The organism is Candidatus Sungiibacteriota bacterium, assembly GCA_016432465.1.
Lineage (GTDB): Bacteria > Patescibacteriota > Minisyncoccia > Sungbacterales > HO2-52-23.
Genome location: CP066690.1, coordinates 469,047 through 482,197, shown reverse-complemented (window position 1 = coordinate 482,197; position 13,151 = coordinate 469,047). Strand labels below are relative to the sequence as shown.

The 13,151-nt window shown below is 49.2% G+C and carries 12 protein-coding genes; 1 reads left to right on the top strand and 11 read right to left on the bottom strand.

The genetic code is table 11. The features are described from left to right. Positions 1-43: 43 nt before the first annotated feature. From HYW89_02600 to HYW89_02555, 10 genes are read right to left on the bottom strand one after another with little or no spacing between them, the layout of a single operon-like run. Positions 44-1,228 carry a WD40 repeat domain-containing protein gene (locus tag HYW89_02600; protein QQG44880.1) on the bottom strand — a complete coding sequence of 395 codons (1,185 nt, stop codon included), beginning with the start codon at positions 1,226-1,228 and terminating at the stop codon, positions 44-46. Positions 1,229-1,231: 3 nt separating this feature from the next. Continuing rightward, positions 1,232-1,975: a hypothetical protein gene (locus HYW89_02595; protein QQG44879.1), complete on the bottom strand. Its 744-nt coding sequence runs from the start codon at positions 1,973-1,975 to the stop codon at positions 1,232-1,234. Further along, a complete protein-coding gene (locus HYW89_02590) occupies positions 1,972-2,961 on the bottom strand; it encodes a hypothetical protein (protein QQG44878.1) in 990 nt (329 codons plus the stop codon). The genes HYW89_02595 and HYW89_02590 overlap by 4 nt, the downstream gene beginning before the upstream one ends. Positions 2,962-2,994: 33 nt before the next feature. Then, the gene (locus tag HYW89_02585) at positions 2,995-4,803 is read right to left on the bottom strand and encodes an ATP-binding protein (protein ID QQG44877.1); all 1,809 of its coding nucleotides are present in this window, start codon (positions 4,801-4,803) and stop codon (positions 2,995-2,997) included. Positions 4,804-4,823: 20 nt separating this feature from the next. Beyond that, positions 4,824-5,465, bottom strand: a complete 642-nt coding sequence (locus tag HYW89_02580; protein ID QQG44876.1) for a hypothetical protein — start codon at positions 5,463-5,465, stop codon at positions 4,824-4,826. Between the two features lie 56 nt (positions 5,466-5,521). Next, complete coding sequence (locus HYW89_02575; protein QQG44875.1) at positions 5,522-5,947, bottom strand: PrgI family protein; 426 nt, start codon at positions 5,945-5,947, stop codon at positions 5,522-5,524. A 29-nt stretch (positions 5,948-5,976) separates the two neighbouring features. Continuing rightward, positions 5,977-6,678, bottom strand: coding sequence for a hypothetical protein (locus tag HYW89_02570; protein ID QQG44874.1), 702 nt, complete (start codon positions 6,676-6,678; stop codon positions 5,977-5,979). A gap of 4 nt (positions 6,679-6,682) precedes the next feature. Beyond that, positions 6,683-9,181, bottom strand: coding sequence for a hypothetical protein (locus HYW89_02565; protein ID QQG44873.1), 2,499 nt, complete (start codon positions 9,179-9,181; stop codon positions 6,683-6,685). Beyond that, positions 9,178-10,986 (bottom strand): hypothetical protein, encoded by a 1,809-nt coding sequence (locus tag HYW89_02560; protein ID QQG44872.1) that lies wholly within the window; start codon positions 10,984-10,986, stop codon positions 9,178-9,180. Before HYW89_02560 ends, HYW89_02565 begins: the two co-directional genes overlap by 4 nt. A gap of 1 nt (position 10,987) precedes the next feature. Continuing rightward, a complete protein-coding gene (locus HYW89_02555) occupies positions 10,988-11,938 on the bottom strand; it encodes a hypothetical protein (protein QQG44871.1) in 951 nt (316 codons plus the stop codon). An 81-nt stretch (positions 11,939-12,019) separates the two neighbouring features. Between HYW89_02555 and HYW89_02550 the strand changes: the two genes are divergently transcribed. Next, entirely contained in the window at positions 12,020-12,373 is a 354-nt protein-coding gene (locus HYW89_02550) for a hypothetical protein (protein ID QQG44870.1), read from the top strand. A 14-nt stretch (positions 12,374-12,387) separates the two neighbouring features. Here the strand turns inward: HYW89_02550 and rsmA are convergent, their stop codons facing one another. Next, complete coding sequence (gene rsmA, locus HYW89_02545; protein QQG44869.1) at positions 12,388-13,140, bottom strand: ribosomal RNA small subunit methyltransferase A; 753 nt, start codon at positions 13,138-13,140, stop codon at positions 12,388-12,390. Between the last annotated feature and the right edge of the window lie 11 nt (positions 13,141-13,151).

Below are 13,151 nucleotides of genomic sequence, written 5' to 3'. Positions count from 1 at the left end.
GATATTAATGAGTCTAAGTCAACCGTAAACCCCACTCCGGTCGTTACCTTAGTTTCAGTGCCCAGAGTGTTCCATCCAGCCTGTTTATAAAAAACAAAGCCTCCTTGTTTTTAGTCACTAAAAGTTCTGACACGTCAAAACTTATACTGTCAAATATTTCGCGCGTTGCCCCGGTTTTGAGGTCAAAAGATAAGATCCGATCCGCTGTGTTGAGTTCGCCCCTCAGGTATTCGTCCGGCCAAACACTATTGGATGGGATGTCTCTGGGCACGGCACAGAAAAGTTCATTGGACGGCACCAGGAAACATTTTTCTGGCAGGGTAATCAGGCCTGTTGAGGCAATGAGTTCTCCGGAAGGAGCGTACACCCCAACACCTACTATTCCTCCAGCAGAATCAAGGTAAGACGCAAGCAGGCGGGATCCGTCCGAAGACCAACTGGTGGTAAGACCAAAATTGGGCCCCAATATCTTTTTGAACAGCCCCGATGAGGGAGTAAAAGAAAGAAGATAGCCTTCAGCCAGACCAGAAGCAGCGGTTTCAAGGGCAATCGTGTCTTTTGCAACCCAACGGATAGAGGCATCAAGCGGCGGAAGACCGGCAATGACTTTTTGTTTTTTTCCGGAAGCGTCCGCCAAAGTCAGAGAAAGTTTTCCATCCAGCGGCAGAATATAGGCAATAGCCTTTCCGTCCGGTGACCAGCTAAAACCCTGAATGTTTTGGGGAAGCACCGCAACAGACGAGGTCCCTATATGCAGAAAGCCGCGCAGGGTTTCTCCGTCCAGATAAATTACGGCTGCCCGGTCTTTGGACGGAGACCAAACGGCCCCAACCATACCCACCACCGTAATATTAGAAATTTTTTCTAAGCTTCTGCCGGTAAAATCCGAGGCAAAAAGATCCCCGCCGTCTTTCTTGTAAAAGAGAATTTTATTTTCTTCTTTGTTAAGCGCGGTGGATATGACCGAAAAGTCGGTGAGTTTTATAAGTTTTTGCTCCGGTCCCACAGACAGCTCTTCGCCGGGTTTTAGTTCTTTCAGTGTACTTATTTCTTCCAGAGTTTTTGCCGGGAATCCGGACGCGCGGCCAGTTACGCGAACCGGCGGCCGGGGAACAGTTATTTGACCGGGAGCAAGCGCCCGGTAAATAAAAACACCCAAGACTGCAGCAGCGGCCGCCCCGATTACTATATAAATTTTCCTTTTTTTAGCTTTGATATCGTCCTCCATGTTTTATTTATCAATATCCATGCAAACATCACGGTTGCACTGTTCCTTCCACGTTTCGTAGGGAACAGGCGCGGCGTTATCCCCAATGCCTATGCCCCTAGACTTCAGGGACGGGTCGCCCCGTATTTTTATTCTGACATATTCGCAGTTAAGTTTTTTGCGGGCCACAGCGCCGCCAACGGCCGACCTTCCATCTGCGCACTTAACGCCCGTTGCGGCGTTGACCCCACCACCCTTTATAAAATCCCAGTCCTTATCCGAGCCGATAAAGTTTGCGGGTTTGGGTATATTGCGCAATTCCTCGTCCGTAAGACTAATGGGCCTTAACTTAAGATTAATCTTTTTTACCAAGTTAGGATTAATAGTAAAAAGTATAAGCCAGGAAAGCAGAGCTAAAACCAGTCCCCAAACGGCATTGCCCATATAACTTTTTGCTTTTCCCACCTGACTTTGCGAGTCCCCAGCCGTAAGATACAACACCCCCCCTAAAATAAACATAATAAGAGCGGCCAAGCCCACCAGCCCCAGCCCAAAAACATATATTCGGGAAAGTACGTTTCCGATATCTGCGTCTTGAGGAATATCTAAAAACTCAAGGCCGCGTATTTGGGCCTGAACCACCGCAGCAGCCTCAACGCAGTGTCCGTTAAGTTCGCTACGGCAGCCGTTTTGGGCATACACAAACCCCCCATAAATGAATTGGCTCAAAACAAGAAGCGTTAGGCCTAGGTAAAAAAGTGTCTTCATGGAAAGTTTAGGGTTACAGACCCCGAGGCAGAAGGTAGAAGGGCATCGTCGTCATCCACCCAAACCGATATGGCGAGTTGCTTAAGCAGTTGTTGGGCGGTATCAAGGGTCAGAATAAAAGGATTTCCCGGATCGCCCGCTACCTCTGTTCCGGCGACTTCCCAGCGGTATTTAAGGCTTCCCCGCGATGTTACCGGAAAGAAAAATGGTTCTGCTTGGAAATCAATCAGGCCCTGTTGGGGGGCTTCCAAAAAAGTCGAGGCAGAACGCGTCTCCACGCCGCCCAAGGGCGAGGTTTTATAAATAACAACCCGCGGGTTGGTGGGGACTATAAAAAGTTCTCCCTCTCTATGCACCTCTTTATTAATATCTTCAACCACAAGTTTTATGTGGTGCGAAGTGTTGGGAAGGTCAGAAGTTTTAATACGAAACACCTGTTCCCCAACCCCAGAAAGAACTTTTATGTCGTCATTTAAACCCCAAGTATAAATTAGGTCCTCGGGGCGTATGGGACCAAGACGCGTAGTAATCTGCGGAATGGCCACGATATTAACAATGGATCCGGGGACGGGAAGCGCTTTGCCTCTGTACCATGCCGGAATACGGGTTTGCGCAAACCAAGTTAAGGCGAGATCCGAAACACGTATGGTCATGGAAACCTCGGCGCTTCCGTCCGCAGCGCTGTCAACAACTACCCGTATGCGTATAGCCGAACCAGCGTTTCCGGCGGTGATATTTATGGAATCTTTTCCGGGCCCGGAAAGGTCGGGCTTGGGACTGCCGTCTATATACCAAGAAAATACCGCTGAATTTTTATCCAGTGTTGGCGTGGCCGCAAAAATCTTAATCGTATCCCCGGGCGACGGTGAAGACGGGTTGGTAACCAACGAAACCGAGAAAAGATTTGACACCTGTGCATAGGAAAACAGCGAGGCAGAGACGCCCCAAATAATCAGGGCCACGACTGGTAGGGTTAAACGCGTCATAAATTAATTATAACTTTTTACCAGGAATTATTCCTATTCTCCCCCGGCGTATTCGGCCTTAGCCTTTTTAATCAAAAGAAGCTGAGCCGGATCAGAGGTTATGATTTGGTCTTCGGTGTAGGAGGCAATGACTTTTATGGCGATATGTTTTAGTCCTGCGAAGAAAATACCCTCGCCCCGCTCCGACTCCAACAGCAGAAATTTTTCTTCCTCCGTTAGGTTAAAGGTGCTAACCACAAGATCAATTGTGGCCGGAGATTGTTTTAGCAATGTTTGTAGGGAGGAATTGGTTATTATTGGTTTTCCGTAAGGGGAGTTTAAAAAATCACCCACGTCCTGCGTAATGGTGGAAAGGCCCAGAAAATATTTCCGGGAGCGCTTGGCAATTCCAAAAAGAAACGACGCGCCGTCCTCGTTTTTCATAAGCCACCACGCCTCGTCCACCACAAGGAGCCTTTTTTTAAGGGTAGTGCGAACAACGTTCCAGATATAACGGAGGATGAGAAAGATACCTACCGGTCGCAGTTCGTCCTCCATGTCGCGCACCGAAAAAACAACCAGGCGGTTTTTCATCTCAATATTGGTTGGCTGGTTAACGAAGCCGGCCCAAGTGCCGGAGGTATATTTTTTGAGGCGCATGGCCAGTGACTCCCCGCCGGCGGTTGAAGCCAATACAAGTTCCAAGTCCGATAGCGTAGGCGCGGTAATCTTGGAGAAATCCGATTCTGGAGTTATGTCGCGCGAGGCATAGGTTTCGGTAATGGCCTGATCCAAAATAGCGTCTTCTTCCGGCGTCAGTCCCCCCAACATCAGGCGGAAAAGACCGATCAGGTTTACGGTGTTGGAGCGAAGAACGTCGGCCGGAGATTCGTCCTCGCGCGGAATAGGCAGGTCAAAGGGGTTTATGTGGTTTTTGGAAGTCAACGAAATGTTTACGTAAGATCCGCCTACGGCTTGCGATAAGTATTCGTACTCCCGCTCCGGGTCTATGACAATTACGTCCACTCCCCACATGAGCGAGCGCAGAATCTCAAGCTTGGAAAGGTAGCTTTTCCCCCCACCGGCCGTCCCAAAGATAACAGAGTTGTAGTTGGGCAGGGAGAAGCGGTCAAAAAGAACCAAGCTGTTGTTGTGGCGATTTATGCCGTAGAGAATTCCTCTGTTGGAGGTAAGGTCAAAGGAAACAAACGGAAAAGTTGAGGACACAGGCGAGGAGTTAAGGTAGGTGTTAATGTTTAGTTTATCGGTATTTAGCGGCAGAACCGACTGAAACGCCTCTTTTTGTTGGAAGAGGGCCGGTTTGGTGTAGACCAAGCGCGCTTCCAATACCGACTTTATTTCGCTCTCGGTTTTATTTATTTCGTCTTCCGAAAAGCCGTAGATCGTGAGGTATAGACCGAAATTGAACAATTTTTCAGTTGCCTGTTGCAGTTTGTCACGCAGCTCTTCCAGGTCTCTGTAGGCCGTGTCCAGTATGGGATCGCGCACCAGTCCTTTTTCTTCACGCATGGAAATTTGCGACTGCACCTGAGCTACTTTTCTGCGCAGCGTTTTTAGTATGGAGGCGGTATCAACCGGGTGCACGTACATGGATATATCAAAGAGTTTATCCAGGTTGATTATGGGACTAAACCAGTTGGTGTGGAGATAGCGCGGATAAGAGAAGACAAAAACCATGTGCGCAAGTTTAGCGCCCAGCCTGACGTAGGTTGGTTTTACCTCCAGAGCCGAGGGCGCAAGGACGTCTTTTAACGCCAGCTCCCCAGCCCGATATATTTCTTCCGGGAATACCGCAAAGATTTCTTCTTCTGGTTTTTTTTCTTTTTTTCCAAACAAGGCCATAGTTTTTTATCCCACAGAATTTAACCCTCGCCGGGGGCAATGGTTTTTTCAAACTCCGTGGGGTTATAAAGTCCGTAGAAAAGCTCTATTAACTCCTCGGTGTTGAGGGGCACTGCCCTGATTCCAAAGCTGTGTAAGCCGGAAACGGCTGTGTCCACTCTCTGCCAAAGCTGATTTTTATGTTCCTCAAAAAGACCGGTGGAGTTTTGTTTTTTTTGTGGGGAAAGGCCCAGCGTTTCCAGCCAGTCTCTCCAAAACCCCCCCCTTTCAAGAGCGCTCGGCGTGAAGGGAACAACCACGTAAAAAGTTTTTGACATAATGTTGGTCATGGAAACAAAGGTTTTTATAAACTCCTGGTATTCGTATATTTGAATTTTTAGCAGGTCGCTGTCTTCTTCTTTTTGGCGCTCTTTTAGCGACTCCAGATACGGCTCTATGTTTAACTTACGGGAGTGAATTACAAATTGCAGCGAAAAATCAAGCGAATTTAAAAAGTTTTGGTACTGAAAGATGACCGCATCCTGTTCCTCGGAAGATTTTAAAGCGAAATTTAAGGAAGAGCACATCAAAACAACGCGCAGTCCCCCGTCCTTTAAGACAACGGCATCCTCCCGTACAGTATCAATGGCTAAAAATTCTTGAGCCGAAGTTGCTGTTGGCATCTTGTTATTTTACCACTTTTATTACTAAATTATGCCCCGCCGCCACGCAGGAAGTCCTACGACGAAGGTGGTGGGTTGGCTTTTTCTTTAATGTCTAAGCTCCAGGCAAGGTCAGAAAGTTTGGACTGGGAAAGCTTGGGGATGCTTTTTACCAGAACTTCCGACTTGGGGGCTGCGACCCCTGCTGGTTTTTTCTCGACCACGCTCTTTTTCCAGATGTACAATCTGGGACGGAGCAGGTAAAAAACCGCGTTTTTCAAAATCAGCGGAAACGGCCTCTCGCCTATTTTAAGAAAAGCAAGAGAAGCGGTCAGAACCCCGATAAGTATGGCCGTGGGCACAAAAAGAAAGGGTTCAAGCAGGGTGCGCGCGCCTAAAACCAGAAGAACCCCGGCGCCTACGTAAAGGGCCTGTCTAATTGTTAGGGGACCGATAACGCGATCCTCTACAGTAATAAATTGTGGAACCTGAAATTGGCGCATAATGGTACCAAGTCTTTAAAAAATCATGGTTATTCTATGGGTTCTCTGTACGGGTCAAAACCCGAATGTGGTGTTTTCTTTTCCGGAACGGGAGCTGGCGGTTTTGACTCTGGTTGGGGGGTTGCTGTTGGCGGTTGCATCGCTGGTCTTTGTTCCCGCCGGAGGTCAATGGGCGGAATTTTGGATTGTGGAGGTTGTGGTGTTTGCGGGATCCGAACAGGCTCTTCTTTTGCGGCTGGCTGCAGCGGCTGGGGTTTTGGTTGCGGCTGGGGAGGAACTACTTCTTTTGGGGTTGCTGGCCGCGGAGCGGCTGATGGAATTGAGGTCGGCGCGGCTGGAGCCGGAGGAGGCGCGGTTGGGGCAACCCGCACCAGCGGTTCTGCCCTTTGTATTTCTTCCGCGGTGATTTCTGTTTCGTGTGCCGACTTTAGCGCTTCACGCAGCTGGGAAAAAACTTTGTGATTTATATCAAGGGCAATAGTTTTGGCAGAGTTCAGATCAACCCCAAGGCGGTCAGCCAGTTTGGCTGCAAATTCGCCTGGTCGGGTAAGACCCAGTATCACGTAACCAACCTCTTCTGCCAAAAATCCTATTTTTTCAATGGTTAAACCAAATTTTTTCCCAGTCTCAAAAATCTTGCCGGTAAGATCGCCGCTAAATAGCGCATCCTGCAGAATAGCCGGAAGTTTTTGGAAACGCTCTATTAGTTCTTTTTGGGTATAAGCAGGCATGGTTTTATCTTTCTTCTTCCTCTTCTTCCGGCATCCCGACGGGCGGCGGAACAGCAGCGTCCGTCGGTCTTGTCCTGGGTCCGCCCAACACATCCTCCGCCTCTTTATGTTCTGTTTCCAGCGCCCTGATGCGCTTGTTCAAAACATCAAGATGATTTCTAAGTTTAACGATTTCAATATTCCTAAGACGTCCTATTTCTTTTTTCACATCCCCCCTTTCTTCTTCGGGTAACGCCGCAAGCCCGGAAAGCAGCGCGCTTACGGTGTTTTCCAGAGCCTCTATGTTTCCCTCCATCCCTAGCTTTTCCCGCCTTGTCTGTTGAAGACCCTTTTTGGTGCGTTCCAGAATTTCTCCGGCTTTTGTTATTCTTTCTTCTTCTTCACCGGCTGCGGCCATGCGCGCCTTGGGGGGAAGGTATAGTCCGATTGCCCGGCCGCCACCGCTTTCAAGGAAATTGTAAGTTTCTCTTCTTAAACCTGTGCCGTTGAGGGCACTAATTATGTTTGTCAGCAGTTCCGGGCGCGGACTGCGGGCAACCTGTTTTAGGTGTTCTGGCGTAAGATATTTGCGAAGAGCTATTTGGACGGGTTCTTTCTCCAGTGATTTTTCAGAAATGTTAGGCAACTCATCTGGTTTTATACGGGATACAACCTTATCAATTGCGTCCGTCTCGCTACTGGCCCCGGGGACAAGGTCCTTTGTGGCTTTCTCCGGCATAAACTTCAAAAGGTCCATCTGCATTCCATATTGAGTTGCCAGACGCAGAGCGCGGTTTTTTTGATCTTCAGAAATAGTTGGGTCGTTGATATCTTTTCCAAGAGCCCGGGCCGCAGCCACGGTATCTTTGGCGGTAACGGCGCGGCGCAGGGCCGCGACTTTCTCCTCTTTGCTGTACGAGGCCAATTTTGAGGAGGCGTCCTCAACGCCCTTTTTCTCCGCGGTCATCCTCCCCAGATAAGCGCCGGCGGCAACTCCGCCCAGCGTCCGCAGCCACGGTACGCCGGCAGATTTCTGCAGCGTCTGCTGTATTCTTCCTCCGGCAGGAGCAACGGTTCTAAACAGGGCAGAACCCGTGCGGCTGATTGCTCCGCCCACAACCCCGCCGGCCAAACCAAGCGCGCCTGCCCCCATTTTTTTACCCCAGCCAATAAAGCTGTCGGCCACCGTTATACCCATTTTGCGCGCCACAATTATGGATGCATAGAGAAAACCAAGAAAGACAAGCAGGGCCATGACCGCAAATACGTTTCCTTGGAATGGGACCGGCTCGTCGAAAAATTGCGTTCCTTTAGACAGCTCCCCCAACACCCGCAAAGACATGAAAAAAAGAAAGTAAAACGCCGGCGCATAAAAAGCCCACTTTATAACACTGCTTAGCCAGTCATTCCAGAGTTTTTGGGCAAAACCCCCGGGAATCATATGCAGCATCAGGGCAATGGGCGCAAGTGTGGCCAGAAACACCATGGCAATAATACGAGCCAAAAGCACAATAGCGGCTGTTGCCATCGCAAAGGTGGCTAAAATAAGGAAAATATTTGAGACCGCAAGATTTAAAACAGCGTTCCAGCCGGTTTGGATCAGGGAGCCGGCCACGAACCAGCCTCCCAGCGAAGCCAGTAAGGCGCCGGCAATAGTGGCACCAAGACAAACCACTCCGCCCGGCGTTCCTACGCCGGATAAGGCGCCTAGGCCGCAGATCGCCAGCATTCTCAAGTCTATAGCTGCTTCTGCGGTTTTGGGCGCTCCGAGATACGCCAGAAGCGAATTTTGACCCGCCCTCCGGCTTATTTCTCCGCCCAGTTCTCCGGCCCCGGATTCTTGGGACCTTTTAGCTTGTTCCTCAAGGTCGCGCTTCAGCGCCTCTTTTTCAAAATCATGAATAACACCCTCGTCTCTTACCTGCGATACAATGGTGTGGAGTTTGGAGCGTGCGATAATAAGGCCGGCCACATCGTGGTCCTTGATGATGTTTTGAAATGGGCGCGCCAGAACGTTGGAAAAAGCAAAAACCGCCGATACCATAGCCAGACTAAAATTTATAAGAAGCGCAATTAAAATTACCCGGACTATTAGTTTTTTACCCCCAAGATTTTCAACGTTGAAAATAATGGTAAAGGCAATCCAAAGCAAAATCAGGATAAACAGGCCATTAGCCACATCGCGGGCAATAGCCCAGCCCTCCTGAACCACTGTAATGTTGGAGGGGTTCAGGATGGTATTGTAGTAAAAAAGATTATTAAGAAGGACGCCAACATAACCAAGGATAACCGCCAAAAACGACTGTAAAAGCGCCAGTCCCACAAGTATGGCAATGGCCGCGGAAGCAGCGTTTCCGAGATTTCCCAAAGTTCCGACAAGGGCGTTTTGAAGAGGAGAAACAGCAACCGGGCCTGTTGGCGTTGGACCGGCAGCGGCAATGTGGGTTGAAACCAAAACCCAACCAAGCATAAGCACTGCGGCCCCGAGAACTATTATTAACGTTTTTTTGCGGCTATAAATCATTGTGCGGGGGTAAGCTTGAGCGACTTATCGGCTGTGGACAATACGGTCAGCAAAGACGAAAGGGCGACGCTGTTTACGACGAGCAGTCTTAGTGAGTTTATTTGGGTGTCTTTAAGTTTCTCGCCCTCTTCTGTTAACAATTTGTTTCCCAGTCGGGCCACCTCTGTTAAGGCATTCTGGATTTGTGCCTGCTCTTTCACCAGTGCGGCGCGCGCAGAAATTAAGTCCTGTTTCTGGGCCGTACTTATAAGACTGCTTTTTGCCAAGCGGTCTATCTCACTTAGGGTTGTCTGAATTTGGGATGCAGCTCCTTGCAGATCACCCATACCGGCACTCATCAACAACCGAATATCAGTTCCTTCGTTGCCGGAAGACGTAGCAGGAATTGGAGCGTTGGCAACGCTGTTGCCCGCGACTACCAGTCGGGTAACGGCCCGCGTAAAGTCGTTGACTAAGGAGGAAAGGTCACCGGTGGTTAATAAGCTAAGTTTAAGAGCCAGAAGTTCGCGTTGGCTGACCAGCACCGCTTGCTTTTGTTCGCTTAGTCGGGTCATAACATCTTCTTGGGTTTTGGCTTGTACGCGTAATTCATCTGCTTCGTTTTGGTTCGCGGCCGGGTCAAGAACAATTTGTTCTATCCGTTGGCGCAGAGAAAAAAGCTGGTTGCGTGCCGAGGCGCTATCCCGGTCAAGCGCAGCAAGATAACTTTCCGACGTAAACAGGGCCTCATTAACCCTTAAAGGAATTTCTCCCGATGAAAAACTTTCAGTGGGCGGAGTCCTGCTAAGCTCCGGGCTTTCCAATCCGTCCCCGCCCACTGTTGTGCCCCCGCTTTCTATGGAGAAGGCGGCAGAAATCACTTTAGTAATAAGGGCGTTGGTAATGGTCACAATAGCTTCGTTTATTTCGTCGGCCAGCAGCGCCTTGCGGTAGTCGTTGGTAAGAACAAATCCGAGTTGTTGGGCAACCTGATCGCCGGGCAGGGTGATTTTCTGCGCGTTTCCGCAGGTAACTTCGCTTGCCGTGCGTCGTCCTTCTTTCACTCCGGTTACCTCGCAGCCGTATTTGACTGTTTTTTGCACACCCGTAAAGCCGCGACCCGCTATGTACTTAGCTAGCAGAGTTTCGCGGGCGTTTCTTTCTGCCCCTATCTTGGCGTCCAGCGCAATGAGAAACGCGCCATAGGGGTTGTTTTGCGGCTCAACCACGACTTGAATAAAAGATTTCCAGCCCCCCTGTTTAAAGTCCCGATAGAAGTTATTTAAGTTTTTGGCAATATCAGTGACTGTACAGAATAAACGCTGGCGTAAACCCGGAACGCGGAGGGTAATCCTTAGATAAGCGCTTATATTGCCGCAAAGATCAATGGGTGAGATTTTCTGCAAAAAGTCACCCCCCGCTATGTCAGCCGCATGCTGGAATTCTTGCTCCAGTATGGATACAAATCCCACATTGCCCCCCTGAATCCAAGCCAGAACCTGACGGGTAAGGGAGCGAATAACGGTTGTGGTTATGATGGTGGCAATCTGGTCAAGAATGTATTCTTTGAGATTTCCCCAATCAAGGAAAGAGGGGCCGCTGAATATTGGGTTTGACCTTGTGGGAACAGTTAGCAAAACGCCAGCAGCGGAAGCAGCCCCGAAGTTGGTAAACTGCGAAGCATCAATCGGGGTCCCGCCCAAGGGTCCGGGAGTTTGCGCCTGAACAGTAAACGGAATAGCAAGCGGTCCTAGCACCTGCAGGGAAATAACCACGGCAATGAGTACTGGAGACAGGATTTTTTTTATAAAGCCGGGACTGTTCATATCACAAAAGATTTCTACGTCTTAGTTCCTGCTTTACGTTTTGGCTGATGGTTTGAATTTCGCTGGCAAGTTTAAGGTAGGACTGTACCCCGCTGGACGCAGCCAGCACATCTTTGTCCGCCTTCTTAAAATTTTGCGCGAGCTCCCGCAACTCCAGCGCTATATTCATAAAGCGCAACTGGAAAGAAGCAAACTCGGATGGGACAACGAGTTTCCTCATCCGTTCCAGGGTTGTGTTATATGCAGTAATGTGTTTATCCAACTCCGCCAGAAGAGAGTAATCTTCGGTGCTAAGCGCCTTTATGAGAATAGAAATTTCGGCCTCGTTTATGCCCGCAAACGCCTCTTCGTTGATGGCGTCAAAACTTTTAGCCCAGTTCTTTATGTTTTCGGGGGTGCTGTTTTTCAAAATCGTCAGGTCTTTTAACAGAAACGGTTTGATTGAGGACTGGTAGCTGGGTATATTTTGGGCTATATCGTTGGCGATTTCCTGTACGTCTAGGGGCTGGTCGGGATCGTTAATCCTTTGAGCAAAATATTTTGCGCCAAAAAGCTGGATAAGGCGGTCCGTAATATTTTTTGCGGGTTCAACCCCGCCTTTTCCAGCAGTTGGGGCGGATGCGGCCAAAAAATCTCCGGGGCCGGCTTGTAGGGGGTTGCGGTTCTGCGCTATTTCTTCGCCGTCTTTGGCGCCGTCCCCGTCAGTATCGGCGTTATGAGGATCGGTTCGGTATATCGCTTCTTCCCAATCTTTAAGGCCGTCGCTGTCGCTATCTTGGGTAAGTTGAATTTGCTGTTTTTTTGGGGCGGCTGTAGCGCCCCCCTCCACCGAAGCATCTTTTTTATTTTGGCGGAAAAACGTCCCTGCTATAAGTGCAAGAAACACCAAAACAGCAAGAATTAACCCCGCTTTTTTTAAAGTTGGCAGGATAATGCCAAACCAAGTTTTCACACTTTTATTATACCTCTAAATAGAGAGGTTATCTTTGTGGGGATTGTGGATAACTTTCTGCGGCTAGAGTAGAATGAAGGTGTGATAAAAACTAGGCTTTTGTTTTTGCTTGTCATTGTTGTTGGCGCCCTATTCTTTACAGGCGCTCTTTATGGTCGAGCGCAGGCTGGAGCTGCATTTTTGCCCTTTGGTGGCAGGATCACGTTTGTCAGTCCCTGCACAACACCACCGGGTTTTTTGATAACCGTAGTTGGTATTTCCGGGCCGCGGTCGGTCGTTGTAATGACCCCAGGAACGCTTATTTTTTTATTTGGCGCCTTTCATCCGGGGGCCTGGGCTTTGGGTACGCACGCCCCATCGCCGACAGTTTGCTTTGTCGGACCGCTTCCTGCCGGAGCCGGATTTCCAGCAGCCATTATAGGCACTAGTCCTTAGGAAAAAGAGCGCGCCTAGGCGTGCTCTTTTTGTACGGAAACCAGGAGAGTAAACCAATCCTCAAGTTTTAGCTCTTGGGGACGTTTTAGTCTAATGTCTGGGTCTTTTATTCCTAAGGATCTACGCAGCGTTTTTCTCTTTTGGCCAAAGGCACTTCTGGCAAGAGTAAAAAGACCCCTTAGCTTAGTATCATTGCCAGCCACTTTAGTTTTGAGCCTTATTTTTATCACAGCTGAATCTACTCTTGGTTTGGGCCAAAAACAGCTTGCCGGAACGGTTTTTATAATTTCTGGTTTTCCGTAGGCCTGAACAGAAAGCGCTAGAAGATTCATGTGCGGTGGTTTGGCAGTAATACGTTGGGCCACCTCTTTTTGGACGGTAAGTACCATGAGGGATGGTTGCTGTTTTTGTTCCAAAAGTACCCGAAGGAGTCTGGAGGTGAGATAGTACGGTATATTTGCTGCCACCTTATATCCTGTGCCAAGTTTGGCCCTGGGCAGTACTTTGAGTATGTCCCCGGATATTATAGTTACGTTTTTGATGTTGCCGTCCGCCAGCCTGATTCTTAGTTCCTCCGCAAGTTTTTCGTCTTTTTCTACGGCAATGACTTTTTTGGCACGCCGCGCAAGCGCTCGCGTCAAAATTCCGGTTCCGGGTCCGATTTCCAGTACCGTATCAGTTGATTTGAGCTCCGCCGCGTGGACGAGTGTAGAAATCACCCACCGACAGCGCAAAAAATGTTGTCCTAGTGATTTTTTCGCGTACATATAGCCCTATT

Excerpts from the sequence above, each read along its gene's own strand:
- HYW89_02595 (QQG44879.1), bottom strand. The coding sequence starts at position 1,975 with ATGAAGACACTTTTTTACCTAGGCCTAACGCTTCTTGTTTTGAGCCAA.
- HYW89_02585 (QQG44877.1), bottom strand. The coding sequence starts at position 4,803 with ATGGCCTTGTTTGGAAAAAAAGAAAAAAAACCAGAAGAAGAAATCTTT.
- HYW89_02590 (QQG44878.1), bottom strand. The coding sequence starts at position 2,961 with ATGACGCGTTTAACCCTACCAGTCGTGGCCCTGATTATTTGGGGCGTC.
- HYW89_02565 (QQG44873.1), bottom strand. The coding sequence starts at position 9,181 with ATGATTTATAGCCGCAAAAAAACGTTAATAATAGTTCTCGGGGCCGCA.
- rsmA (QQG44869.1), bottom strand. The coding sequence starts at position 13,140 with ATGTACGCGAAAAAATCACTAGGACAACATTTTTTGCGCTGTCGGTGG.
- HYW89_02580 (QQG44876.1), bottom strand. The coding sequence starts at position 5,465 with ATGCCAACAGCAACTTCGGCTCAAGAATTTTTAGCCATTGATACTGTA.
- HYW89_02575 (QQG44875.1), bottom strand. The coding sequence starts at position 5,947 with ATGCGCCAATTTCAGGTTCCACAATTTATTACTGTAGAGGATCGCGTT.
- HYW89_02600 (QQG44880.1), bottom strand. The coding sequence starts at position 1,228 with ATGGAGGACGATATCAAAGCTAAAAAAAGGAAAATTTATATAGTAATC.
- HYW89_02570 (QQG44874.1), bottom strand. The coding sequence starts at position 6,678 with ATGCCTGCTTATACCCAAAAAGAACTAATAGAGCGTTTCCAAAAACTT.
- HYW89_02560 (QQG44872.1), bottom strand. The coding sequence starts at position 10,986 with ATGAACAGTCCCGGCTTTATAAAAAAAATCCTGTCTCCAGTACTCATT.